Source organism: Mesorhizobium sp. B2-8-3 (assembly GCF_006440815.1).
In the GTDB taxonomy this organism is placed as follows: Bacteria; Pseudomonadota; Alphaproteobacteria; order Rhizobiales; family Rhizobiaceae; genus Mesorhizobium.
The window spans coordinates 30,371-55,099 of sequence record NZ_VFTW01000001.1 but is presented as its reverse complement, the minus strand read 5'-3'; the positions used below and the strand labels follow the sequence as shown (position 1 = coordinate 55,099).

The following is a 24,729-nucleotide window of genomic DNA, read 5'->3' as shown; positions in this document are numbered from 1 at the left end:
GAACAGGGAGAAGAGCCGTAATCCCTAAGCAAAATACTCCTGCAGCGGCCGAACCTCCAAATTCCCCGCCCGCAGCGCCGCGATCGCCTCCGCCACGGCCGCAGCACCTGACAGCGTCGTGTAATACGGCACCTTCTGCATCAGCGTTGCGCGGCGCAGCGACTTCGAGTCCGACACCGCCTTCTGGCCGTCCGTCGTGTTGAAGACGATCTGGACCTGGCGGTTGCGGATGGCGTCTTCGATGTGGGGGCGGCCTTCCAGGACCTTGTTGATCTTTTCGGCGACCACGCCGTTCTCGGCGAGGAAGCGGGCGGTGCCGGAGGTGGCTAAAACCTTGAAGCCTTGGCCGGCGAGGCGTTTTACCGCCGGCAGGATGCCCTTCTTGTCCTCGTCTCGCACCGAGACGAACAGCGTGCCGGCGCGGGGGAGATCGACACCCGCTCCGAGCTGGCTCTTGGCGAAGGCCAGCGCAAAGTCGCGGTCGAGGCCCATGACCTCGCCGGTCGAGCGCATTTCCGGGCCGAGCAATATGTCGACGCCGGGGAAGCGGGCGAAGGGGAAGACGGCTTCCTTGACCGCGATGTGGCCCGGGTTGCGAGGATCGGGCATGGCGCCGTAATGGGCGAAGGCGTTTTCCAGCGTCTCGCCGGCCATGATGCGGGCGGCGATCTTGGCGATCGGACGCCCGATGGTCTTGGCCACGAAGGGCACGGTGCGCGAGGCGCGGGGGTTCACCTCCAGCACATAGACCGTGCCGTCTTGAATAGCGTATTGCACGTTCATCAGGCCGCCGACGTTGAGCGCGCGGGCCAGGGCCGCCGTCTGGCGCTCCAACTCGTCGACGAGGTCGGAGGGCAGCGAGTGCACCGGCAGCGAGCAGGCGGAGTCGCCCGAGTGGATACCGGCCTCCTCGATATGCTCCAGGATGCCGGAGACGAAGGTCGCCTTGCCGTCGCACAGGCAGTCGACATCGACCTCGATGGCGCCTGAGAGATAGGTGTCGAACAGCAGCGGGTTCTTGCCGAGCAGCGTGTTGATCTGGCCGGTCTTGTCGTTGGGGTATTTCTGCTTGATGTCCTCCGGCACCAGGCCGGGCACGGTGTCGAGCAGATAGGTCTGCAGCATGCCCTCGTCATGGATGATCTGCATGGCGCGGCCGCCGAGCACATAGGAGGGGCGCACGACCAGCGGGAAGCCGAGCTCGCCGGCGACAAGGCGGGCCTGCTCGACCGAATAGGCGATGCCGTTCTTCGGCTGGCTGAGATTGAGCTTGTGCAGGAGCTTCTGGAAGCGGTCGCGATCTTCGGCCAAGTCGATCATGTCGGGCGAGGTGCCGAGGATCGGGATGCCGGCCTTCTCCAGCGCGTCGGCCAGCTTCAGCGGCGTCTGGCCGCCGAACTGGACGATGACGCCGACCAACTCGCCCGAGGCCTGCTCGGCGCGCAGGATCTCCAGCACGTCCTCCGCCGTCAGCGGATCGAAATAGAGCCGGTCGGAGGTGTCGTAGTCGGTCGAGACCGTCTCCGGATTGCAGTTGATCATGATCGCTTCATAGCCGGCGTCGCGCAGCGCGAAGGCGGCGTGGCAGCAGCAATAGTCGAACTCGATGCCCTGGCCGATGCGGTTCGGGCCGCCGCCGAGGATCACGACCTTCTTGCGCGACGACACGCGCGCCTCGTTGGCGGGCTCGCCGACGAAGGGCACTTCATAGGTCGAGTACATATAGGCGGTCGGCGAGGCGAACTCGGCGGCGCAGGTGTCGATGCGCTTGTAGACCGGATGAACGTCGAGCTTTTCGCGAGCCTTCTGAATCACTTCGGCGTCGGTCTTCGTCAGCGACGCGAGGCGGGCGTCGGAAAAACCCATCGCCTTCAGCATGCGCAGATTGACGGCATCCCGCGGCAGGCCGTGCTCGCGGATGCGTTCCTCCATGGCGATGATGCCGGCGATCTGCTCGAGGAACCACGGGTCGATCTTGCACATGGCGTGCACGTCCTCGAGCGAGGTGCCCATGCGGATCGCCTGCGCCACCATGCGCAGCCGGTCCGGCGTCGGCGTGCCGAGGGCGGCGCGGATCGCGTTGCGGTCGTCGGCGTGGCTTGCGGCGGTGCTCCCGTGACCGAGGCGGGGGATTTCGATCTCGTCCAGGCCGGTCAGGCCGGTTTCGAGCCCGCGCAACGCCTTCTGCAGCGATTCCTGGAAGGTGCGGCCGATGGCCATCACCTCGCCGACCGACTTCATGGCGGTGGTCAGCACCGGCTCGGCGCCGGGGAATTTCTCGAAGGCGAAGCGCGGGATCTTCGTCACCACGTAGTCGATGGTCGGCTCGAAGGAAGCGGGCGTCGCGCCGCCGGTGATGTCGTTCTCCAGCTCGTCCAGCGTGTAGCCGACGGCAAGCTTGGCCGCGACCTTGGCGATCGGGAAGCCGGTGGCCTTGGAGGCAAGCGCCGATGAGCGCGAGACGCGCGGGTTCATCTCGATGACGACCAGCCGGCCATCGGCCGGATTGACGGCGAACTGCACGTTGGAGCCGCCGGTCTCGACGCCGATCTCGCGCAGCACCGCGATCGAGGCGTTGCGCATCATCTGGTATTCCTTGTCGGTCAGCGTCAGCGCCGGCGCGACGGTGATGGAATCGCCGGTGTGCACGCCCATCGGGTCCAGGTTCTCGATCGAGCAGATGATGATGCAATTGTCCGCCTTGTCGCGGACGACCTCCATCTCATACTCCTTCCAGCCGAGCACGCTTTCCTCGATCAGCACCTCGGTGGTTGGCGAGGCGTCGAGGCCGGACTGGACGATGTCGTAGAATTCGGCGCGGTTGTAGGCGATGCCGCCGCCGGTGCCGCCCATGGTGAAGGAGGGGCGGATGATCGCCGGCAGGCCGACATGGTCGAGCGCCTGGGCGGCGATCGCCATGCCGTGGCTGATATAGCGCTGCTTGCGGTCGCCTTCGCCGAGGTTCCAGCGGGTTTCCAGCGCATCGAGCGCGGCGTCCAGGTTTTCCGGGTTCTCGGCCTTCAGCGCGGCACGCTCGGCCTCATGCGTCTTGCGGTCGGCGTTCTTGACGTCGGTGGCGTTGGCCAGCATCGACTTCGGCGTTTCGAGGCCGATCTTGCTCATCGCCTCGCGGAACAGCGCGCGGTCCTCGGCCTTGTCGATGGCGTGCGCGTCGGCGCCGATCATCTCTACTTGATAGCGCTCGAGCACGCCCATGCGGCGCAGCGACAACGCGGTGTTGAGCGCCGTCTGGCCGCCCATGGTCGGCAGCAGCGCGTCGGGCCGCTCCTTGGCGATGATCTTGGCCACCACTTCGGGCGTGATCGGCTCGATATAGGTGGCGTCGGCCAGCTCCGGATCGGTCATGATGGTGGCCGGATTGGAGTTGACCAGGATGACGCGGAAACCCTCTTCCTTCAGCGCCTTGCAGGCCTGGGTGCCGGAATAGTCGAATTCGCAGGCCTGGCCGATAACGATGGGGCCGGCCCCGATGATCAGGATCGACTTGATGTCGGTGCGTCTTGGCATATTCGAAAATCCGTTCGGCGAGCGGCTTGCACGAAAAACCGGGCGGGGGAGGACCCGGCCGGTTGTGCTTGCGATTCTGGTATCAGGCTAGGAGGGCCTTATAGGGAAGAGTTTTGGCGGATGTAACCCTGAAAATGAGGGAATAGGGGAGTAGGCAGTAGGCAGATGCTCTTGATTGCCCTACTGCCTATTCCCTACTGCCTAACCCCTAATTCCCCAACGCCATCTGGTCCGTGATCTCGAAGCGTTCGGAAACGCCGATGCGGATCATGTTGAGGCTGCCTTCGCGCGTGAAACGGAATTCGTCCGGCGAGTCCGAGCCGCTCGGCTTGCCGCCATGGAAGGTGATGACGCGGCTGCCGCCATCCGGCCAGGTCACCGTCACGGTGCTGTCGGCGCCTGTGTGCGCGACGCTGGTCTCGCAACGGATCATTGGCTGGCCGACATCGCGAGCGCAGGGGATGCCGGTGTCTGGGGCATCGGACCCGGCGCTGGCCGAGGCTGCGAAGGCGAGACCATACGCGTCCTGCATGGCGGTCCTGCCGATCTCGGCTGCAGTCGGCGGCTCGGCCGGCTCCCCGCCACCCAGGCGCGCCGCTATATCAGGCTGCTGCTCCCCGGAAGGTTGAGACGCAACGGCCGCGACTGCTGGCGCGGCGGCATCTTCAGGCACCGGCGCCGGGTTGTTGGGGCTGAGATAGCGGGCGGGCGCCCATCCGACGATATGCGCATCCTGCGTATCCTCAACCTTGCACCAGGGATAGCCGTCGACGACGTTGCAGCCGAAATTCTTGACGGCCGTGCCGTTGGGCAGCCGCGCGGCCACCTTTCCACTCGGCGAGGCGGTGGCACGGATATTGAGGAGATCGTCCGGTGCGAGGCCGCCGATAATCGAAACGATCGGTCCCGGCGGATCCTGAGCCATGGCCGGCAACAACGCGGCCAGCAGCAAAGGAGCGGCGATCAGCAGTGTCGATCGGAGCGTGACTTTGCGCTTCATCTTTTAACTGCAAGTTCCAAGGCGCGACCAGATATAGGCGGCGAGGCTGCCGAATGTCATCCTGAATTTAGCGGCGATTGTGAGGCCCGGGCCACGCGCAAATGTGTCGCTCAGGCCGAAACCTCGACTTCAGCGGTGCCGACTGCCGGCAAAGCAGGATCGCCCTCAGCCGCGGCAATCACGCTGTCGAGCAGGCCGGGGAAACGCCTGTCGAGATCGTCACGGCGCAATGTGATCAGCCGGCTGGTGCCGACCGCTTCGCTGCGGGTGACGCCCGCCTCGCGCAGCTTGGCGAGGTGGTAGCTGAGATTGGTCTTGGAGGCGAGGTCGAGGAACTTGCTGCAGTTCAGCGGCACGCCTTCCTTGCTCGCCAGATAGCGCACGATGGCAAGCCGGGTCGGGTCGCCGAGCACGGCAAGTACGATCGGCAGGCTGATCTGGTCGGCGGTTGGATGGGGCAGGGTCATGGCTCAGAATTAAGCATAAACGGCACGAACTTCAACGCGGCTTCCTTTCTGCCGATGGACATAGCCTCTCCATTTTGGCCCCGGTCCTGACACAGGGCTGTCAGCAGGGTTCAGCTATTTTGCCCCGGCTCGGTTGACATCATGCCCTGTTATGTCCAATTGTTCAATAACTTTTGAACTAAGGACAGCTCCCCATGGACAAGCGGATCTTCTGGCTTGCGCTCGGATCGTTTGCGATCTCGACCGAAGGCTTCGTCATATCGAGCCTTCTTCCCGATATCGCCACTGACGCCGGCATATCCGTGCCACTCGCCGGCTCGCTGATCACAGCCTTCGCGCTCGCCTATGCGATCGGCGCGCCGGTGCTGGCGACGCTGACCGGCGAATGGGACCGGCGCCGCGTCATCCTATGGACGCTGGTGTTCTTCGTCATCGGCAACATCGTTGCCGCGCTCAGTTCGTCCTTCGAACTGCTTTTGATCGCGCGCATCGTCATGGCGCTGTCGTCCGGCCTGTTCGCGGCGACCGCGCAAGGGACCGCCGTGGCGCTGGTCGACGACCATCACCGGGCGCGCGCCATCGCCGTCGTCGTCGGCGGCACCACGGTGGCCGTGGCGGTCGGCGCGCCGCTCGGCGCGCTCGTCGCGGCGATCGCCGGCTGGCGCGGCACGTTCTTCGCCATTGCCGGGCTCGGCGCGCTGTCCGGCGCGATCCTGTGGTGGCGGCTGCCGCGCGGCATCGTCGGCACCAGGCTGCCGCTGAAGCGCAGGCTGGCGGCGGCTGTGCGCCCCGGCGTGATGCCGATCCTTCTGACGACGGCGCTTGCGCTTGTCGGCGCCTTTACCGTCTTCAGCTTCATCGCGCCCTTGGCGATCCAAGGCGGCGGGCTCTCGCCGATCGCGCTGCCGGGCATGCTGCTCGCCTTCGGCGTCGGCGCCGTCATCGGCAACATCGCCGGCGGGCAGGCGGCCGACCGCTTCGGCGCCACCCGCACCGTCGCCTGGTCGCTGGCGCTCTCCGCCGCGATGCTCGCCACCTTCTCGCTGATCCCGGCCTTCCTGCCGCATCATCTCGCCGGACCGGCGCTGATGGGTATGATGGTGCCGTGGGGCATCGTCGGCTGGGCTTTTCCGCCGGCGCAGGCGAGCCGAATCATCAAGATCGCTCCTGACGCCGCGCCCATTGTTTTGTCACTCAACGCCTCGGCGCTTTACTTCGGCGTCGCGCTGGGCGCGGTGGTCGGCGCCGCCGTGCTGCGCTTCGGCGTCCCGACCGACCTCGGCCTGATCGCGGCGGTGTTCCCGATTGTTGGCCTGGGCATCGTGCTCGCCGGCCGGATGTTCGCCCGGCCGGTCGCAATGCCAGCCGAATAAGAGGTGCCGATATTCAGGTGAGCCCGGCCCGACCTGGATCTCGGCACGTCTTCACAGCTAAAGAATTGACCGACGGCCGCTTCTTCAGGGCGAAGGAACGGCCGCCGGCATTTGAAGATCGAGATCGGCCACCGCGTCCAGCGCCGCGCGCAGCTTCGTCGCCCGCTCCGCGCCGACCTTGTCCTCGAATTGCCGCTGCGCGACGCTCCAGAGCTTGAGCGCCTCGTCGAGCTTGGCCTGGCCTTGCCGCGTCAGCCGCAAACGTTTGACGCGGCGGTCGTTCGTGTCGGGAAAGGTCTCGACATAGCCGTCGCGGATCAGCGGCTTCAGCGTGTGGCCGAGCGCCGACAGGTCCATGATCAGGGCGTCGGCCACGATGCTCATCGCTGGCTCGTTGCTGACATGGATCTGAAAGAGCAGTCCGAACTGCGTGCCCTTCAGGCCCGAAGGCGCCAGCGCGTCGTCGTAGAAGCGGCCGAGGCTGCGCGCGGCGCGCCGCAGCGTGGCGTTGTTGCAGCGGCTGAATCCGGGTTGTTGAGCGTCGGTCATGTTCACTCCTGCCGGCGAGGCGACGCGCCGGCCTGCCGTAGAAATAGTTTTCGCGGCCGCCGTTGACAAGATAGTGGCATATACCCACTTCGGCGAAAGTGGCATATGCCACTAATTGAAATCAGAGGCTCAGCGGATGATGTGACCATCGACGCCGACCAAGCGAAGCGAACAAAGGAACAGGACAATGAGCACGAAGGACAACAAGGGCACGGCGGTCATCACCGGCGGATCGTCGGGCATCGGCGCGGTCTATGCCGACCGGCTGGCGGGGCAGGGCTATGACCTGGTGCTGGTGGCGCGGCGCGCCGACCGGCTGCAGGAAGTGGCGGACAAGCTGGCCTATGCCTATGGCCGCAAGGTCAAGACGATCGTCGCCGATCTCTCCGTCGATGCCGATCTGCGCCGCGTCGAACAGACGGTCGCGACGGACAATAGCGTGACGCTGCTGATCAACAATGCCGGCGTGGCCGGCCTGGAGACGATTGCCGACGCCGACGCCGACACGGCGGAGCGCATGATCAAGGTCAATGTCGTGGCGCTGACCAGGCTGACCAGGGCGGTCTTGCCGGGCCTGCTTGCGCGCAACCGCGGTGCCATCATCAACATCGCCTCGGTCGTCGCCTATGGCATTGCCGTCGGCGGCATCTACAGTGGCACCAAGGCCTATGTCGCCAACTTCACCGAAGCACTGCAGAAGGAAGTCGCCGGCACCAATGTGAAGGTGCAGTCCGTCGTGCCCGGACCGATCCGCACCGAGTTGTGGGACGTCTCCGGCATCAGCCTCGACGGGATCAATCCGGACTGGATCATGAGTGCCGAAGATCTGGTCGATGCGGCACTTGTCGGGTTCGCCCAGGGCGAGACCGTCACCGCGCCCGGCCTTGCCGATGCGGCCGGGCTGGCCACCTATCTCGGTGCCCGGGACCAGTTCTTCGGCAGCCTGTTCTCAGGCAAGCCGGCGGCACGCTACGCCGTCTGAAGTTCCTCGCCCCACGAAGTGGGGAGAGGTGGCCGCGGAGTGGCCGGAGAGGGGCTTTCGTAGGGCGATCCCGTCACCGGATAATTGGCAACCTTGGGCGCCAGTCCCCCTCTCCGTCTCGGCTTCGCCGAGCCACCTCTCCCCCACTTCGTGGGGCGAGGAATGAGCGTTCATACCGGCCGCCACATCTGCAGGATCGAGGCGGCCAGCAGCAGGCCGAGCACGATGTTGAGCGCGCGCCACTGGCGCTCGGTCTTGAGCAGGCGGGCAAGCAGGGTTCCCGCCACGCACCACAGCGACAGCGAAAAGGCCGCTGCCAAGCCGAACACGGCGCCGAGCAGGAGCGCCAGTTGCAAGGGACCATCGGCCAGCGCCGCGAAGGATGCTGCAGCGCCCAGTCCCATCGCCCAACCTTTCGGGTTCATCCACTGGATGCCGGCGCCACCGAAGAAGCTGTTTGGCTTTGCCATGCTGATGTCGAGGTTGGGGGGACCGCTGCGGCCGATCTTGATGGCCAGCCAGATCAGATAGAGTGAGCCGGCGATCTTCATGGCAAGCTGCAAGGACGGCACCGCGGCGAGCAGACCGGCCAGCCCGGCCGCGCCCGCAGCCGCCACGGTAGCCAAACCGGCGGCGCTGCCGGCCATCAAAGGCACGGAACGGCGGAAGCCGAATTGCGCGCCGGACGCCGTCGACAATGTCGTGGCGATGCCTGGCGTCGAGGTCGAGATCAGCGCGAACAGGACCAGCGGGATGATGGTGTCGGACATGCGGGCTTCCCAGTCGAGGAAGCCGGCATGCTTAGGCGCTTCGTCCCATCAGTAAATGCAATGTTTGATATGGTTTGCATTAGAGATTATAATGCCAGCCGTGATCCGCGATCTCGACATGACTCTTATCCGCACCTTCGTCACACGGCCGACAAGGCCAGCATGACGGCGGCCGCCAATGCGCTTCACCTGACGCAAGGCGCCGTCAGCCAGCAGGTGAAGCGGCTGGAAGAGGTGCTCGGTCAGAGCCTGTTCGAGCGCGACCGCCGCGGCCTGAAGCTGACGCGATCCGGCGAGCGGCTGCTCGACAGGGCCAGGCGCCTGCTGCAGCTCAACGACGAGATCCTTGCCGAAATCAGGGGCGGGGCGGTTGCCGGGCAGGTGCGGATCGGCGTGCCTTACGATCTCGTCGGCACGCTGCTCGCGCCCGTGCTGAAAGCCTATGCCGAAGCCTATCCGCAGGTCGAGATTTCGCTGGTCTGCGCGTCCTCGCCGGAACTCGCGGCGGCCCTGGCGGCGGGCACGATCGACCTTGCCGTCATCGAGGAGCGCGTCGGTCCCAGCGCGGGCGAATGCCTGCTCGTCGACCGGCTGGTATGGGTCGGCGCCAGAGGCGGGGCCGCACGCCTGAAGCGGCCGCTGCCGGTTTCCATCGTCGCCGACACCTGCGCCTTCCGGCCGGCGGTGCTGGCGGCGCTCAGCGAGCACGGGCTCGACTGGCGCACCGTGTTCGAGAACGGCAACATCGATGCGACGACCGCCACTGTGCGGTCGGACCTCGCTGTGACCACATGGCTTGCCTCGACGGTTCCGCCCGATCTCGACATCCTGTCCGATGCCGGGCTTCCGGCGCTGCCGAATTTCTCCGTCAACCTGCATATGCCCAAACATGCCATCCAACCGGCCGCGCAGGCTTTTGCCAGCCATATCCGCGAGGGCCTTTCACGCTATCGCCAGGCAGCGTGAACGGCTAGCGCGTTTCACCGTTTCACGGAAACGGCGAACCGCTCTATCTCTTTGTTTCTACGCAATTCCGGACGGAAAACCGCTCACACTTTTCCTGGAATTGCTCTAGGCACCCGGTCAGCCGTTCGACGCGGCCATGGCGACCGCCAATTGCGCATCGAAAGCGCGCTTGAAGGCGGGCCGAGCCTCGCCGCGGGCGACATAGGCCGCAACGTTCGGGAATTCGTTCAGCAAACCCGATCTCTGCAGCCGGCGCAACACGCCCACCATGACGAGGTCGCCGGCGCTGAACGCGCCGTCGAGCCAGTCGCTATCGCCGAGATGGCGGGAGAGCTCGGCCAGCCGCTTGCGGATCCGGTCATCGACCAAAGGCAGGCGCTGGTCGTGCCACGCCGCTTCGCGCTCCAGGATCACGGCTGTCGTGCGATCGAGGATCGGTTGCTCCACGGTGCTGAAGGCTGCGAACATCCAGGCGATCGCGCGCGCCCGTGCGTTTGCATCCTCGGGCAGCAGGCCGGGGTGACGAACCGCGATGTGAAGGACGATCGCGCCTGACTCGAACAGAGCGAGATCTCCTTTTTCATAGGTCGGGATGCTGCCGAAGGGGTTGATCGCAAGATGCTCGGGTCGCTTCATCGCGTCGAACGAAACAAGACGAACGTCATAAGGCTGGCCGACTTCCTCGAGTGCCCAGCGCACGTGCATGTCGCGCGCCAGCCCCCTGCCGCCATCGGGCGAGCGTTCAAAGGCGGTAATGGTGGGGATCATCGGCGGCTCCTGACCGTTCAGTCGTCGTGGCGAAGAGAGGCTTCATAAAGCGAATACGCGGCGGGCCCGGCCGCCGCGCGACAGCCTTGTGCTACTTCCAGTTCCTGCGCCGTTCGAGCTCGGCTTTGGAAGGCTCCTGCTGAGCAAACGAGCCCGTGCGGATTTCGCCGGCGCGCTCATAGATCGCTATGATGACGCCGGTGGCGGAAGCTTGCGATTTGACGAGCTTGAACGCCGCCGGTATCGCGCTGTCGCCGAACAGCCGCTTGCCCTTGCCCAGGACCAGCGGGAAGGTCATCAGCCAGATCTCGTCGATCAGCCCGTTGGCGAGCAAGGTCTGGGTCAGATTGCCCGATCCCTGGATGAGCAGGTCCGGTCCGTCTTCCTGCTTGAGTTCCTTAAGCCTGGCAACGATATCGGGCCCGAGCGACTGGGTGTTCTGCCAGGTCAGCGAATCCGGCCGGTGCGTGGCCACATATTTGACCGCGGGATTGAAGACATCCGCGATCGGATCGTTCTGATACGGCCAGTGCGCGGCGAAGATGTCATAGGTTCTGCGGCCGAGCAGCAAGGCGAAGGGTTTGGAGAACAGTTCCTCCATTGCCGCGCCCGCCACTTCGTCGAAGTAATGGAAGGTCCAGCCGCCGAACTTGAAACCGCCGACCGGATCCTCTTCCGGTCCGCCCGGCGTCTGCATGACGCCGTCGAGGCTTACGAATGTGGCGGCGATGATCTTGCGCATCTGTCTTCTCCGTTTCGCAATCCGCGCCGTCAGGGCCGGATTTCTGCCTAGAGTGGTTTGACGCAATTCCTGACGGAAAACCGCTTCGCACTTTTCCTGGAATTGCTCCTAGGACGAACGGCAAGGCGCGTTTTCGACAAGGGTTTTAAAATTTCTATCGCGTGCTCTCGGCGCGGACCGTGCGAGATGAGAACCAGACGTCGCCGAACACGGCGGTTGCGGTCCGGTCCGGCGCCCTGTCCTCCCTCAGCCAGATCGACCGGGTGCGCGCGGCGCGCTCGCGGGTCGGTATTTTCGCTGCCGGCTCGGCAATGGAGGCGCCGACGCAAGGGATGAACCAGGAGCCCATGAAGGGCCGGCAGGCAAAGCCGTTTTCCAGGCGTGTTATGAGGACCGCGAGGCCGACGGTTTCGGACGGGCGCCACGGAAAGATCATGCGGCCGCCGGGCTTCAACGCTTTCAGCCACGCGGCGGGCGGAGCGACGACGCCGGCATTGACGTAGATGACGTCGGACGGCGGCAATGGATTGGCGACGGCATCGGCCTGGACAATTTCGACGTTGCCGTAAGCCGCAAGGTTCGCTTTGGCGCGCGCGGCGAGACCAGCGTCCAGCTCGAAGGCGGTGACGCCGCCGCCCGGCTCGACCAGCCTCGCCAGCAGTGCCATGTAATAGCCGGTGCCGGCGCCGATATGGGTGACGTGCTCGCCTGGCTTCGGCCCGACCTTGCCGAGCCACATGGCATGCAGAAGCGGCTCGCCATTGTTGATGCCTTTGTCGGCATCGAGCACGACAAGCACGTTCTGGTAGATATAGGTTGGATCGGCGCTTGGCGTCTCGAACCGGCCCTCGCCGGCAAAAACAGTCCATGGTCCCGGACCCAGGAAAGCCTCGCGCGGCACCGAGGCGAATACCTCCTCGATGCGCGGATCGGACGACCGGGCCTGCGCGGCCATCAGCCTGGCGTAGAATCTGCGGGCTTCGTCCGGTTTGGCCATGGCGCGAAGATAGCGCGGCCGGCGCGAATGTCGCGGTCAGCCGGCGAAGGTGTCGTAGAGCAGCTTGAAGTTGAGAACGAGGATGACGGCGGCCACTACCCAAGCCAGCGCCGCGACGCCGCGCGGTACGGCGAAATTGCCCATCTTCTTCTTGTCCGACACGAACTGCACGAGCGGGATGACCGCGAAGGGCAGTTGCATCGACAGCACCACCTGACTGAAGACCAGCAATTGAGCTGTGCCCTTTTCGCCGTAGAGCGCGGTGACGAACACCACCGGGACGATGGCGATGCCGCGCGTCAGGAGGCGCCGTGCCCATTGCGGGATGCGCAGCCGCAGAAAACCTTCCATCACGATCTGGCCGGCAAGCGTCGCGGTGACGGTCGAATTGAGGCCAGAAGCCAACAGCGCGATGGCAAACAGGATCGAGGCGATGCTCAGGCCCAGCAGCGGCGACAGCAGCTCGAAGGCCTGGCCGATCTCGGCGACGTCCTGATGACCGGTGTCGTGGAAGGCGACCGCCGCGACGATCAGGATCGAGGCGTTGACGAACAGCGCCAGGATCAGCGCGATGGTCGAATCCGTCGTCGCCCATTTGATGGCGTCGCGCTTGCCTGCGTCGGTACGCTCATAGGCGCGGGTCTGCACGATCGAGGAGTGCAGATAGAGATTATGCGGCATGACCGTCGCGCCGATGATGCCGATGGCGATATAGAGCATCGTCGGATTGGTGACGATCTCGGGTGACGGCACGAACATCGAATGCAGGATCGTGCCGGCCGGCGGCGCGGCGACGAAGATCTGGATGGCAAAGCAGCCGAAGATGATGATCAGGAGCGCGATGACGAAGGCTTCGAGATAGCGGAACCCCTTGTTCATCAAGAGAAGCACCAGGAAGGCGTCGAGCGCGGTCAGCATGGCGCCGCCGATCAGCGGAATGCCGAACAGAAGCTGCAGCGCGATCGCCGTGCCGATCACCTCGGCGAGGTCGCAGGCGATGATCGCCAGCTCGCAGGCGATCCAGAGCACGAAATTGACGGGACGCGGATAGTAGGCGCGGCAGGCCTGGGCGAGGTCGCGCCCGGTGGCGATGCCGAGGCGCGCGGCGAGCGCCTGCAACAGAATCGCCATCAGGTTCGACAGCATGATGATGAAAAGCAGCGTGTAGCCGAACTGGGCGCCGCCGGCGAGGTCGGTCGCCCAGTTGCCCGGATCCATATAGCCGACGGAGACCATGTAGCCCGGTCCCATGAACGCGAACAGGCGGCGGAACCAGACTCCAGTCTGTGGCACCGCGATCGAGGCGTTCACCTCGCGCAGGCTTGGCTGCTCGTCGTCGGGCTTGTCGAATCGCCATGTGGGTCGGGCTACGGTTGCTGCATCGGCGTCGGACATGGGGGATTTCCGCTGGAATGTGTCGAAGGTACCTTTTATCTACGCCATGGCTCAACATTATGCAATAGGCTATATTTCATTGATCATGCTTTCGTGATGCGCCAGAGCAGGACGCGGGCGACCGCAAACGCTGGTTGCGCCCGCGCGGGAATGCAAATAAACGGCCGGACCATCAGGGGTTCGTGTTATGGATACGACCCCGATTCAAGGAGGAGCGCGTATTGGCGCTTAGGAACAAACCAGTTCGACGCGAGGAGCCGCTTCCCGATGCCGAAATCCATTCGGAGGGTTTCCGGCAGACGCGCGAAGCGCGCCGCGGCGCGCTGGTCGAGGACTATGTCGAACTGATCGCCGACCTGATCGAGGACGGCAACGAAGCGCGGCAGGTGGATATCGCGGCAAGGCTCGGCGTCGCGCAGCCGACGGTGGCAAAGATGCTGACCAGGCTGTGCGCCGATGGGCTGGTTTCGCGGAAGCCCTATCGCGGCGTGTTCCTGACCGAAGCCGGCCGCAAGGTCGCCGAGGAAAGCCGTATCCGCCACCAGACGGTGGAGGCCTTCCTGCGCTCTCTCGGCGTCAGCGCCGAGACGGCGCGCATCGACGCCGAGGGCATCGAGCACCATGTCAGCGCCGAAACGCTGGAAGCTTTCCGCCGGGCGATGACGAACCGCCAGGATTAGGTCTGCGGTCCGTCCGAGCGTATTGAAGCGGAACCGACGCATCTCCGCCGCATTACTTCCCACATCGCGCGATTGCCGCGCTCAAGGAGGAAGCAATGGGCGTCGAACAGGCTCCGACCGCTAAAGGGAAGCAGGCAGCCAGGGGATTGCGGCAGGCGGCCGCCAAGGACGAGCGCAAGACCGAGGCCGAGACCGGCCATCCGCTGAAGAAGGGCGCGGCGCGTTTCGAGGAACGTTCGAAAAGTTCGGACGGCAAGAGCGCCGGCGCCAAGCAGAAAAGCTGATGCTTTTAGCCGGTTTATGGTCGGTGGGCTTTGCTTGTCCGATTGAGGTTTCCGGTGCGTCCGACATTTGGCGGGAGCGAAAAATTCTGTGACTTAGGCCAGCCGTTGCGATAATTGTCTGCAGGGGGTGGTCGTGGGCCAGTCCCTCCAGGACATTCGCGTTGCGAGGAGTTGCCATGCTTTGGAGAGGCCGTCGTCAGAGCGACAACATCGAGGATGACCGTAGCGACAGCGGCGGCGGACTTGGCGGCGGAATGGGCGGCGGCGGTCAGTTCCGACTTCCCGTCGGCGGCCGTACCGGTGGCGGCGGCAGCATTCTCCTGGTCATCCTGGTCGTGCTTGCGGGATGGTATTTCGGTTTTGATCCGTCGCAGATCCTGGGTGGCGGCGACGGCGGATTGCTCCCGGGTGGCGGCGGCCAGATCACCGACAACAGCGGCTCGCAGGACAATGGCGGCGCGCCCGCCAATGACGAGATGAAGCAGTTCGTCGCGACGGTGCTGGCGGAAACCGAAGACACCTGGACCGGCATTTTCAAGGCGCAGGGCCTGACCTATGAGGATCCCAAGCTGGTGCTGTTTAGCGGCCAGATCCGTTCAGCCTGCGGTTTCGCCTCGGCGGCGGCCGGTCCGTTCTACTGCCCGGGCGATCGCAAGGTCTATCTCGACATGACCTTCTTCCAGCAGCTCGACCAGCAGTTCGGCGCTTCCGGCGAGTTCGCCCGTGCCTATGTGGTGGCCCATGAGGTTGGTCACCATGTGCAGAACCTCACCGGCATCATGAGCAAGTTCAACCAGATGCGCCAAGGCATGAGCGAGGCCGACGCCAACCAGCTCTCGGTGCGCATCGAGCTTCAGGCCGACTGCTTCGCCGGCGTATGGGCCCATTACACCGCGCAAAAAGGTATATTGGAGCAGGGTGACATCGAAAGCGCGCTGAATGCCGCCAAGCAGATCGGCGACGACACGCTGCAGAAGAAGATGCAGGGCTATGTCGTGCCGGAAAGCTTCAACCATGGCACCTCCCAGCAGCGGCAGACATGGCTGGCGCGCGGCTACAAGAGCGGCAAGCTGTCCGACTGCAACACGATGAGCGGTCCGATCTGAGGCGGCGCTTGCCGCTTCTTTCGGGTGACGACCGGCTGGCAAGGGATGTCAGCATAAGACGTTTGCCTTCGTTCGCGGATTGTTCCCGCCGCTAACCTCGCCTATAAGGTCCCTCCCGCCTGTGCCGCAAGGCGGTTGAGGAGCTTGTCACCATGATCGACCCGAAGACCGCCAAGCGGGGCCTTGCGCTCGTTTTCACGACGCTGCTGCTCGACATCATCGGTTTCGGCATCATCATGCCGGTGCTGCCGGCCTATCTGGAGGAACTGAGCGGCGTCAGCGTGAGTGAGGCCGCGATCGAGGGCGGCTGGCTGTTCTTCGTCTATGCGGCGATGCAGTTCGTCTTCGCGCCGATTATCGGCGGCTTGAGCGACCGCTTCGGACGACGGCCGATCCTGCTTGCCTCGGTGCTGACCTTTTCCATCGACAACCTGATCTGCGCCATCGCCTGGTCCTATCCAATGCTGTTCATCGGCCGCGTGCTCGCGGGCATTTCCGGCGCCAGCTATTCGACGACATCGGCCTTCATCGCCGATATCTCGAACGACGAGAACCGGGCGAAGAATTTCGGCCTGCTCGGCATCGCTTTCGGCGTCGGCTTCGTCATCGGCCCGGTGCTGGGCGGGCTGCTCGGTACGTTCGGGCCGCGCGTGCCGTTCTATTTCGCCGCAGCACTCGCCTTCGTGAATTTCCTGATCGCGATGTTCCTGCTGCCGGAGACGCTGGATGAAAAGCATCGTCGCCGTTTCGAGTGGAAGCGTGCCAATCCGGTCGGCACGCTCATGCAGATGCGCAATTATCCAGGCATCGGCTGGATCGGGCTGGTGTTCTTCCTGATGACGCTCGGCCACATGATGTATCCGGCGGTCTGGTCGTTCGTCTCCACTTATCGCTATGGCTGGAGCCAGCAGCAGATCGGCTTTTCGCTCGGCGCCTTCGGCCTGTGCGGCGCAATCATCATGGCGACGGTGCTGCCGCGGATCATTCCCAAGCTCGGCGAGTGGAGGACGGCGGCTATCGGGCTGACCTTCACCGCGCTCAGCGCCTTCGGCTATGCGTTTTCGACGCAAGGCTGGATGATCTATGCGGTGATCGTGGCCGGCTGCCTGGAGGCGCTGGCCGATCCGCCGCTCAGAAGCCTCGCCGCCGCCAAGGTGCCGCCCTCGGCGCAGGGCGAATTGCAGGGCGCGATGACCTCGATCTTCTCGATCACCTCGATCATCACGCCGCTGCTCTACACGGCTATCTTTTCCTGGTTCACGAGCCCGACGGCGCCGGTCGTGTTCGGCGGCGCGCCCTATGTGCTCGGCGCGATCTTCCTGACGCTGGCGGTCATCGTCTTCGTGACGAAAGTGGCCAAGCCGACGCCGAAGGAAGTCGAGCGCATGCACACGCAGGAGGCGGCGGTGACGGCGGTTTGATCTAGGCGCGTTCGGCCAGCGCTTCCTCGCCGCGCCGCTCGCGGATGAGGTTGACGAAGCGGCGGAAGAGGTAATGCGAATCCTGCGGGCCGGGCGAGGCCTCGGGATGGTGCTGAACCGAGAACACAGGCCGGCCGGTCAGCGCGATGCCGCAGTTCGAGCCGTCGAAGAGCGAGACATGGGTTTCCTCGACGCCTTCGGGCAGCGAGTCGGCGTCGACGGCGAAACCGTGGTTCATTGAGACGATCTCGACCTTGCCGGTGGTGTGGTCCTTGACCGGATGGTTGGCGCCGTGGTGGCCCTGGTGCATCTTCTCGGTCCTGCCGCCGAGCGCCAGCGCCAGCATCTGATGGCCGAGGCAGATGCCGAACACCGGGATGTCGGTCTTCAAGAGGTTCTGGATCACCGGCACGGCATATTCGCCGGTCGCCTCCGGGTCGCCGGGGCCGTTCGACAGGAAGATGCCGTCCGGCCGCATGGCCAGGATCTCCTCGGCGCCGGTCTTGGCCGGCACGACGGTGACCTTGGCGCCGAGACCTGCAAGCAGGCGCAGGATGTTGCGCTTGACGCCGTAGTCGACGGCCACGACGTGCATGGAAGGCTCGCCCCGCTCGCCATAGCCTTCGTTCCAGACCCAGGGCGTCTCGCGCCAGACCGAAGATTGGCCCGACGTGACCTCCTTGGCGAGATCGAGGCCGATCAGGCCCGACCAGGCCGCGGCCTGCCGCTTCAGGTCCTCGATGTCGAAGACGCCATCGGGCGCATGCGCGATGACGGCATTGGGCATGCCTTTCTCGCGGATCAGCACGGTCAGCGCGCGGGTGTCGATGCCGGACAGCGCGACGATGCCGCGCCGCTTCAGCCACTTGTCGAGATGGCCGGCGGCGCGATAGTTGGACGGGTCGGTGACGTTGGCCTTGAAGATCGCGCCGACAGCGCCCGCGCGGGCGGCTGGATGCAAATCCTCGATGTCCTCGTCATTGGTGCCGACATTGCCGATATGCGGGAAGGTGAAGGTGACGATCTGGCCGGCGTAAGACGGATCGGTGAGGATTTCCTCGTAGCCGGTCAGCGCGGTGTTGAAGCACACTTCCGCAACGGCCGATCCCGTGGCGCCAAGGCCGCGGCCTTCGATCACCGTGCCGTCGGCGAGGACCAGAAGGGCGGTCGGCTTTTCGGTTGCCCAGGGGGCGGTGGTGGTGGCCATTGCGGCACTCCTGTCAGGCGCGACAATCGGTCGGCAGGACCATTTGCGCGGCAAGGCGCGAAGCTGGATTTCCCGGCTCCCACGCGTCAACTCATTGTCTCATGCAGGACCGAGTACATAGGCGAACGGGCCGGAGCGGTCAATGCGGCGTCCCCGGACCACGGCCGATTTGCTTTCGTCCAGCAATATCAGCATCTTGCCGCGATTTGCGTTGGCCGTTCGGCAAAGCTATTGTCCGCCGCATTCGAAGGAGAAGCACGATGCGCGAGAAAATCGCCGAATCCATGAAGAGCGCGATGAAGGCGCAGGACAAGCACCGCCTGCCGACGCTGCGGCTGATCCAGGCCGCTATCCACGATCGCGACATCGCCAATCGCGGCGCCGGGAAGCCGCCGGCGAGCGAGGAAGAGATCCTGCAGATCCTCGCCAAGATGGTGAAGCAGCGCGAGGAATCGGCCAAGGCCTTCGAGGACGGCAAGCGGCCGGAACTGGCGGCGCAGGAGCGCGGTGAGATGGAAATCATCCGCGCGTTCCTGCCGACGCAACTCGACGACGCGGCGATCCAGGCCGCGGCGCGCGAAGCGATCGCGGCGACGGGTGCGGCCAGCCAGAAGGACATGGGCAAGGTGATCGGCGCGCTGAAGCAGAAGTATGCCGGCCAGATGGACTTCGCCAAGGCGAGCGCCATCATCAAGGGGCTGCTGCAGTAGGGGCGCGGCTTCGCTAATCCTTGCACATCGGTATCGGCTGCGGCGGCGGTGCCGGATGATCCTTCTTGTACTGCGCGATGATCGGCTCCAGCGTCTTCCTGGGCCAGAATTTCGGCGAGCCGATCTCGCTCAGGCAGGAGGCGTTCCAATAGAGGCCCGCGCCTGACAGCGATTGGCCTGCGGCCTTTGCCCGGGCGACAGCGGCGATGTCGCGCGATTCCGGATAGATGTAGAGCGTCGTCGGTTTGTTCTTCACCAGCGGGATGATCTGCTCGGCGTCAGCGGGCGACCAACTGGTGCAGCCATTGCTGCGGCCGCCGGCATAGTTCACCAGCTTGCCGAACGGAACAAGGCCGTCATGGTCGGCGTATGAGCTGTTCGGGTCTTTGCGCATGCACATGCCTCTGAGCAAGGCAGCCGGATGGCCGCCGATCACGCGCTGCCTGGCGTTCGCCGCTTCGCCTTCGCCGTCGAACTGGATGAAGCTGCGCATGAACACCGCGTTCTGCGCGCCGACACGGTAATACCCCTTGAAGGACGTCTTGGTCTCGGCGGTCATATAGGCGCCGCCGGCCGTCAGCGCGGAGTCCATCGCGTTGCCGAAGTTCTTCGCGCAACGCCTGCCGTTGGAGAAATCGGCAACGCCTTTCAGGTTGCGGCCGCCGCCATGGCCCGAGGAAACCGCGCGGAAGAGCTGCTTGCTTTCACAGATGATGTAGTAGCGCTGGCCCAGCACGCTGTTGCCCAAATCCCCGGGACGTGTGGCATCCATGGCGAAGTAGCAGGGGTTGCCGACCGAACCATCGCTGACCTTCTTCTGGTAGAGCGCGCGCGCCCGCTCCAGAACGACCTGCGAAATCTGGCCCTCGCCGTCGCCGACATGGCGCTGCAGCCAGTCGGGAACGGTCGACGGCCGCAACGCCGCGAACGAGCTGACGGACGCCGTCAGTGCGGCGAGGGTCGCGGCAAGACAGAAGATGGCCGCGCCCAGCGGAACAGATCTCAACCGCACCGTTTTGCCCCTCCTGTCGAAGCGTTGTCTCGCATCCGTGAATCACTCATGTATCATAGAAGATCTCGCATCCATCGGCGAAACACTTCTAGTTTAGCGACGCCTTTTGGAAGTCGGATTTCCGGACCGCTTCGATTGAGCTATGATCTGATTCCGGCGCGCCCACGCCTCCTCCCTCCATCGGGAAGCATCGTTCATGCAGGGCAATTCACATCCAACCAACTGTTCGAGCGCTAGGCAAAAGGAGGGGTTGTCGAGACTGCTCGCGGCAGGAGGTTTTTCGATGCGGCTTTCCGCACCCGTCTATCATCTGAAACGCCAGGCGAGGCTCCTGTCCCGCCGGGAAAATGTTCCGCTCCATCAGGCGCTCGACCGCGTTGCCGTCAAGGAAGGCTTTGCCAGCTGGAGCCTGCTTGCGGCCAAGGCCGCCGAGGCCGCGCCCGGCGACAGCTTGCTGAGGCGGCTGATCCCCGGCGACATGGTTCTCGTGGCGGCGCGGCCAGGCCAGGGCAAGACGCTGATGAGCCTCGATCTCGCCGTGGCGGCCATGAAGCAAGGCAGTCGCGCCGTGTTCTTCACCCTGGAATACATGCACGCCGACATCCTCGACCGGTTCCGCGACATCGGGATCGACCCGGCCGATTTCAATCACCTGTTCGATTTCGACAATTCCGACGCCATAAGCGCCAGTTACATCGTCGAGAGGTTGCGGTCGGCGCCGCGCGGCACGCTGGCGGTCATCGACTATCTGCAACTGCTCGACCAGAAGCGGGAGAATCCCGAGCTCATGGTCCAGATCCGCGCCTTGAGGTCGTTTGCCCGGGAACGGGGACTGGTGCTGGTCTTCATCTCGCAGGTCGACAGGTCCTATGAGTCCTCCGGGAGACCGTTCCCGGATATCGGCGATATCCGGCTGCCGAACCCGCTCGACATGTCGCTGTTCGACAAGGCCTGTTTCCTGAACAAGGGCGAAATCCGGTTTCAGGCGACTTGAGAGCGATCCGTGTCGCGGCTATGCCGGTCTCGACAGGGGAGCGAGCCATGATCGAGATCGTCAAACCCGCGCTCGAACATTTGCCTTCCTACAAGGCGGCGCTGGAGCGCGGGTGGTCGCCCGACAATGTGCGGCTGCTCGAAGCGACGCGCGAGCACCTCGAGGCGATCGAGAAAGATCCCGTCGCCTTTCTCGCCGGCCTTGACGACCCCGAAGCGAAGGGGCCGCCCATCCCCTTGCCCGACGGCACGACCGTGCCGCGCCTACCGGGCTTCCGGCGCTGGATCTGGGATGTCGAGGCCGCCGGCTCGATCGGTTTTCGCTGGCAGAAGGGCACGTCGGCGCTGCCCTCGCATGTGCTTGGCCATATCGGCTATGCGGTTGTGCCGTGGAAGCGGAGCCGAGGCTATGCCACCGAAGCGTTGCGGCTGATGCTGGACGAGGCGAAGGCGGTCGGGCTCGACCATGTCGAGATCACCGCGAAGCCGGGCAATCCGGCCTCGCACAAGGTCATCACAGCCAATGGCGGCAAGCTCGTCGGCCGCTTCTTCGAGGACGCCGCCTATGGCGGCGCGGAGAGCCTCAAGTTCCGCATCGACCTTTGAAGGTTACTCGCCGGGCCTGGCCAGCCTTCCTTCTTCCGCCTTGTGGTAGAACTGGCTTGCGACGAGCCAGCCTTTGAGCGGCCTGAGCGGCGGGATGCAGGTCGCAAGAACGATCGGGATCGAAACGAAAGCGTGGAACCACATGGAGGGCTCGAAAGTCACCTGCGCCCAGACGGCGAACAGCACCGAAGGCACACAGGCAAAGCAGATGACGAAGAACGCCGGGCCGTCGGCTGGATCGGCAAAGGAATAGTCGAGCCCGCAGACATCGCATTTCGGAGCCAGTTTCAAGAATCCCTCGAACAGGTGGCCCTCGCCGCAACGCGGGCAACGGCCACGGATTCCTACCTGCCAAGGTACCAGACGTGGATAATGCACCAGGTCTTCCATGATCGTCGCTCCAATGGACCCCGCGTGTGGGTCGGTGCAGGCCTTGAGGTCTCAGATGCATACATATATCATACTTGTATGCATACAATGCGACAAAATGTATGGATTGGCTATACGTGACGGGCGAAAGCGACATCGGCTGGCTCCCGGTTCTGGAGGCAGGGCCGCGACCGGTCTATCTGAAGATCGTCGACGCCCTTGCGGATGCCCGCTCGAACGGCCGGTTGCAGCCTGGCGACAGGTTGCCGCCGCAGCGGGAACTCGCAAGGCTGCTGGGGGTTGATCTCACGACGGTCACGCGGGCGTTTTCCGAAGCCAGGCGCAGGAACCTCATCGACGCGAACGCGGGCCGGGGCACCTTCGTCACGCCGGGCGAGCCGGAAGAGCCTGTCCTCGATCTCAGCATGAACATTCCGCCGGCACCCGCCGGCCTCAACCTGCCGGCCTTGATCAGGACGGGCATCGAGGGATTGCTGAAGCGCTCCAGCGCCGAAGCGCTGCTTTCCTACCATCCCGGTCCGGGCTCGCCCGTGGAGCGCGCCGTCGGCTCGTCATGGCTTGCCGAAACGGGGGACAGGTTGCCGGCCGAGAGGGTCGTTGTCGGCTCGGGTGCGCAGGCGCTGCTCACGGCCGTCGTGCTGTCTCAGACCCGCGAGGGCGACACGATCCTTTGCGATGCGCTGACCTACCCCGGGCTGATCGCGCTGGCCGAGGCCGCGCGCCGCAAGCTCGCCGCTGTCGCAAACGATAGCAAGGGCATGCGGCCGGACGATCTCGAAGAGGCGGCGCGCCGGCATGGCGCCCGTATTCTCTACCTCAATCCGGCGCTTCAAAATCCGACCGCATCCGTCATGCCCGAAGGCCGCCGGCGCGAACTCGCCCGCATGGCCGAAAAATTCGAGCTGACCATCATCGAGGACGATCCCTACAGAAGGTTGCTCGCCGCACCGCCGCCGGCCTTTCTGAATCTGGCGCCGGAGCGGACCTTCCATGTCGCGACGTTGGCGAAATGCATCTCACCTTTCCTGCGCACGGCCTTCCTGGCGGTGCCCGATCAGCAAGCCGCGGAGCGGGTCGCGGCAGCGATACGCGGCACGACGATGATGGCGCCGCCGCTGATGACGGGCCTCGCCTGCGAGTGGCTGCGCAGCGGTCTTGCCGGGGAAATCACCGCCGCCGTGCGCACCGAAGCGCAGGCCAGGCAAGAGATCGCGCACGACATCCTGCCCGAGGGTTTTGTGGCATCGGAGTCCGGCTTGCATCTATGGTATCCGCTGGAGAGCCAACTGCGCTCGGAAGAGCTCGCCGGCACCGCTCGCCGTCGAGGGCTCGCCATCAGCCCCGCGGAAGAGTTCGCTGTCGGGCAGGAGTTTCCCAACGGCTTTCGCCTGGCGCTGGGCGCCACCCCCAACCGCGAACGGTTGAAGGAGGGCCTTCAAGGCCTGGCTTCCATTCTTTCGGGAACTGCGGGCCCTTCGCGGCCAAAAGTCTAAGACAAGCGAAAGCCTGCTATTCGGCCGCCGCCGGCAGCGGCGGCGTCGCGCGGCTGCGCCACTCCCAGGCCTGCGAGGCGACAGCCACCACCACCGCCACCAGCATCGCCAAGGCGCCGGCAAGCGGCAGGCTGCGATAGCCGTAGCCGGCATTGAGCATCGCCGCGCCAAGCGAGGCGGCCAGCGCAATGCCGACATTGAAGCCGGACGGGATCAGCGAAGAGGCGAGGTTGGAGGCATCGGCCGTCCAGGCGAGGATGCGTGTCTGGATCGGCGCGCCGATGGCGAAATTGAGACCACCCCAGATGACGATGGCGACGATCATCGGCACCGGGTAGGGGCTGACAAGGTGGATGATGCCCAGCGCCACCGCCTGCAGGGCAAGCATGACGATGAGCGACGGCATCAGCTTCCAGTCGGCGAGCTTGCCGCCGACCAGAACGCCGATCGTGGCGCCGACGCCGTTGAGCAAAAGCACAAAGGGGATCAGGCTCTCGTCGAGGCCAGTCACTTCGAGCAGCATCGGGGTGATGTAGGTGAACAGCGCAAACTGGCCGATCATCAGCATCAGCATCAGGATCAGCGACGTCCAGACCTGCTGGCGGGCGAGCACACGGACTTCGCGCGCCAGGCCCGCTGGCCGATTGGCGGCGCCCGCCGTTCGCGGCAGCAGCGCCAGCATGGCGAGGATCGCGATGATGCCCAGCGCGCCCATCACCCAGAAGGTCGCGCGCCAACCCCACAGGCTGCCGATCGCCGTTCCCGCCGGCACGCCGATGACATTGGAGACCGTCAGCCCCGAGAGAATGACCGCGACCGCCCGGCCGCGCTGGTCCTCGCGCACCAGGCTGACCGCAACCACCATGGCGACGCCGAAATAGCAGCCATGCGCCACGGCGGTGGCGATACGCAGCAGAAGCATCGAGGTGAAATCGGGCGCCAGCGCGCAGGCCGCTTGACCAAGGGTGAAGGCGATCGTCAGCCCGATCAGCAGCGTCTTGCGCGAGATCTTGCCGGTGGCCAAAGCCAGCAGCGGGCCGCCGATGGCAATGCCGCAGGCATAGCCGGAGACGAGATAGCCTGCGGTCGGCACCGAAACGCCGAGGCCCTGCGCCACCTCGGGCAGCACGCCGGCGATGACGAATTCGGTGGTGCCGAAGGCGAAGGCGGCAAGGAAAAGGGCAATCAGCGGCAGCATGGTTCAAAACACAGGCGAGGAATGCACGCCTCAAACCACGCTCGGGCGGGCGCGGCAATGCAGAAATTGACGATGGCGCTTTAGCTTTTCTT

23 protein-coding genes and 1 pseudogene are annotated in these 24,729 nt (G+C 64.8%); 11 read left to right on the top strand and 13 right to left on the bottom strand.

The genetic code is table 11. From position 1 onward, the window contains the following. Positions 1–24 precede the first annotated feature (24 nt). The 3 genes from carB to FJ418_RS00270 form a co-directional block, all read right to left on the bottom strand. Positions 25–3,528, bottom strand: coding sequence for a carbamoyl-phosphate synthase large subunit (gene carB / locus FJ418_RS00280; RefSeq protein ID WP_140862944.1), 3,504 nt, complete (start codon positions 3,526–3,528; stop codon positions 25–27). A gap of 208 nt (positions 3,529–3,736) precedes the next feature. Beyond that, positions 3,737–4,528 (bottom strand): SH3 domain-containing protein, encoded by a 792-nt coding sequence (locus FJ418_RS00275; RefSeq protein WP_140862942.1) that lies wholly within the window; start codon positions 4,526–4,528, stop codon positions 3,737–3,739. Between the two features lie 110 nt (positions 4,529–4,638). Continuing rightward, on the bottom strand, positions 4,639–4,995 hold the full coding sequence (locus tag FJ418_RS00270) for a helix-turn-helix transcriptional regulator (protein WP_140640725.1): 357 nt from the start codon (positions 4,993–4,995) through the stop codon (positions 4,639–4,641). Between the two features lie 194 nt (positions 4,996–5,189). Between FJ418_RS00270 and FJ418_RS00265 the strand changes: the two genes are divergently transcribed. After that, complete coding sequence (locus FJ418_RS00265; protein WP_140862940.1) at positions 5,190–6,368, top strand: MFS transporter; 1,179 nt, start codon at positions 5,190–5,192, stop codon at positions 6,366–6,368. Positions 6,369–6,452: 84 nt separating this feature from the next. On the opposite strand, the gene FJ418_RS00260 is transcribed toward FJ418_RS00265, so the two are convergent. Beyond that, positions 6,453–6,917, bottom strand: a complete 465-nt coding sequence (locus FJ418_RS00260; RefSeq protein WP_140862938.1) for a MarR family winged helix-turn-helix transcriptional regulator — start codon at positions 6,915–6,917, stop codon at positions 6,453–6,455. Positions 6,918–7,104: 187 nt separating this feature from the next. Between FJ418_RS00260 and FJ418_RS00255 the strand changes: the two genes are divergently transcribed. Then, positions 7,105–7,899 (top strand): SDR family oxidoreductase, encoded by a 795-nt coding sequence (locus FJ418_RS00255; protein ID WP_140862937.1) that lies wholly within the window; start codon positions 7,105–7,107, stop codon positions 7,897–7,899. Positions 7,900–8,069: 170 nt separating this feature from the next. Here FJ418_RS00255 and FJ418_RS00250 read toward each other — a convergent pair whose 3' ends face one another. Further along, positions 8,070–8,669 carry a LysE family translocator gene (locus FJ418_RS00250; protein ID WP_140862935.1) on the bottom strand — a complete coding sequence of 200 codons (600 nt, stop codon included), beginning with the start codon at positions 8,667–8,669 and terminating at the stop codon, positions 8,070–8,072. Positions 8,670–8,760: 91 nt separating this feature from the next. On the opposite strand from FJ418_RS00250, the pseudogene FJ418_RS00245 reads away from it, so the two are divergent. Then, positions 8,761–9,635 (top strand): annotated as a pseudogene (locus tag FJ418_RS00245) (LysR substrate-binding domain-containing protein). Positions 9,636–9,752: 117 nt separating this feature from the next. On the opposite strand, the gene FJ418_RS00240 reads toward FJ418_RS00245, so the two are convergent. The 4 genes from FJ418_RS00240 to FJ418_RS00225 form a co-directional block, all read right to left on the bottom strand. After that, on the bottom strand, positions 9,753–10,403 hold the full coding sequence (locus tag FJ418_RS00240) for a glutathione S-transferase family protein (RefSeq protein ID WP_140862932.1): 651 nt from the start codon (positions 10,401–10,403) through the stop codon (positions 9,753–9,755). A 91-nt stretch (positions 10,404–10,494) separates the two neighbouring features. Continuing rightward, positions 10,495–11,145 carry a dihydrofolate reductase family protein gene (locus FJ418_RS00235; RefSeq protein ID WP_140862929.1) on the bottom strand — a complete coding sequence of 217 codons (651 nt, stop codon included), beginning with the start codon at positions 11,143–11,145 and terminating at the stop codon, positions 10,495–10,497. Between the two features lie 154 nt (positions 11,146–11,299). Continuing rightward, positions 11,300–12,142, bottom strand: coding sequence for a methyltransferase domain-containing protein (locus tag FJ418_RS00230; RefSeq protein WP_140862927.1), 843 nt, complete (start codon positions 12,140–12,142; stop codon positions 11,300–11,302). Between the two features lie 36 nt (positions 12,143–12,178). Then, positions 12,179–13,537 (bottom strand): Nramp family divalent metal transporter, encoded by a 1,359-nt coding sequence (locus FJ418_RS00225; protein ID WP_140859057.1) that lies wholly within the window; start codon positions 13,535–13,537, stop codon positions 12,179–12,181. A 221-nt stretch (positions 13,538–13,758) separates the two neighbouring features. Here FJ418_RS00225 and mntR point away from each other — a divergent pair, with 221 nt between their 5' ends. From mntR to FJ418_RS00205, 4 genes are all read left to right on the top strand, one after another. After that, entirely contained in the window at positions 13,759–14,217 is a 459-nt protein-coding gene (gene mntR, locus FJ418_RS00220; protein WP_140640707.1) for a manganese-binding transcriptional regulator MntR, read from the top strand. Between the two features lie 95 nt (positions 14,218–14,312). Beyond that, entirely contained in the window at positions 14,313–14,501 is a 189-nt protein-coding gene (locus tag FJ418_RS00215; protein WP_140640705.1) for a hypothetical protein, read from the top strand. A 176-nt stretch (positions 14,502–14,677) separates the two neighbouring features. After that, on the top strand, positions 14,678–15,607 hold the full coding sequence (locus FJ418_RS00210) for a neutral zinc metallopeptidase (RefSeq protein ID WP_140703780.1): 930 nt from the start codon (positions 14,678–14,680) through the stop codon (positions 15,605–15,607). 152 nt (positions 15,608–15,759) lie between these two features. Beyond that, positions 15,760–17,028 (top strand): TCR/Tet family MFS transporter, encoded by a 1,269-nt coding sequence (locus FJ418_RS00205; RefSeq protein ID WP_140862924.1) that lies wholly within the window; start codon positions 15,760–15,762, stop codon positions 17,026–17,028. Between the two features lies 1 nt (position 17,029). Here FJ418_RS00205 and carA read toward each other — a convergent pair whose 3' ends face one another. Beyond that, positions 17,030–18,235: a glutamine-hydrolyzing carbamoyl-phosphate synthase small subunit gene (gene carA, locus FJ418_RS00200; RefSeq protein WP_140703776.1), complete on the bottom strand. Its 1,206-nt coding sequence runs from the start codon at positions 18,233–18,235 to the stop codon at positions 17,030–17,032. 260 nt (positions 18,236–18,495) lie between these two features. On the opposite strand from carA, the gene FJ418_RS00195 reads away from it, so the two are divergent. Next, a complete protein-coding gene (locus FJ418_RS00195) occupies positions 18,496–18,945 on the top strand; it encodes a GatB/YqeY domain-containing protein (RefSeq protein WP_095817380.1) in 450 nt (149 codons plus the stop codon). A 13-nt stretch (positions 18,946–18,958) separates the two neighbouring features. Here the strand turns inward: FJ418_RS00195 and FJ418_RS00190 are convergent, their stop codons facing one another. Beyond that, the gene (locus tag FJ418_RS00190) at positions 18,959–19,957 is read right to left on the bottom strand and encodes a hypothetical protein (RefSeq protein WP_140862922.1); all 999 of its coding nucleotides are present in this window, start codon (positions 19,955–19,957) and stop codon (positions 18,959–18,961) included. A 283-nt stretch (positions 19,958–20,240) separates the two neighbouring features. On the opposite strand from FJ418_RS00190, the gene FJ418_RS00185 reads away from it, so the two are divergent. Both FJ418_RS00185 and FJ418_RS00180 read left to right on the top strand, forming a co-directional pair. Beyond that, the gene (locus tag FJ418_RS00185; protein ID WP_140862919.1) at positions 20,241–20,951 is read left to right on the top strand and encodes a DNA helicase; all 711 of its coding nucleotides are present in this window, start codon (positions 20,241–20,243) and stop codon (positions 20,949–20,951) included. Positions 20,952–20,998: 47 nt separating this feature from the next. After that, the gene (locus FJ418_RS00180; RefSeq protein WP_140862916.1) at positions 20,999–21,556 is read left to right on the top strand and encodes a GNAT family N-acetyltransferase; all 558 of its coding nucleotides are present in this window, start codon (positions 20,999–21,001) and stop codon (positions 21,554–21,556) included. A gap of 3 nt (positions 21,557–21,559) precedes the next feature. Here the strand turns inward: FJ418_RS00180 and FJ418_RS00175 are convergent, their stop codons facing one another. Beyond that, positions 21,560–21,946 (bottom strand): DUF983 domain-containing protein, encoded by a 387-nt coding sequence (locus FJ418_RS00175; protein WP_140862913.1) that lies wholly within the window; start codon positions 21,944–21,946, stop codon positions 21,560–21,562. 116 nt (positions 21,947–22,062) lie between these two features. Here FJ418_RS00175 and FJ418_RS00170 point away from each other — a divergent pair, with 116 nt between their 5' ends. Then, positions 22,063–23,439, top strand: a complete 1,377-nt coding sequence (locus FJ418_RS00170) for a PLP-dependent aminotransferase family protein (protein ID WP_181166799.1) — start codon at positions 22,063–22,065, stop codon at positions 23,437–23,439. A 16-nt stretch (positions 23,440–23,455) separates the two neighbouring features. Here the strand turns inward: FJ418_RS00170 and FJ418_RS00165 are convergent, their stop codons facing one another. Next, a complete protein-coding gene (locus FJ418_RS00165) occupies positions 23,456–24,637 on the bottom strand; it encodes an MFS transporter (RefSeq protein WP_140862909.1) in 1,182 nt (393 codons plus the stop codon). Positions 24,638–24,729: the final 92 nt, after the last annotated feature.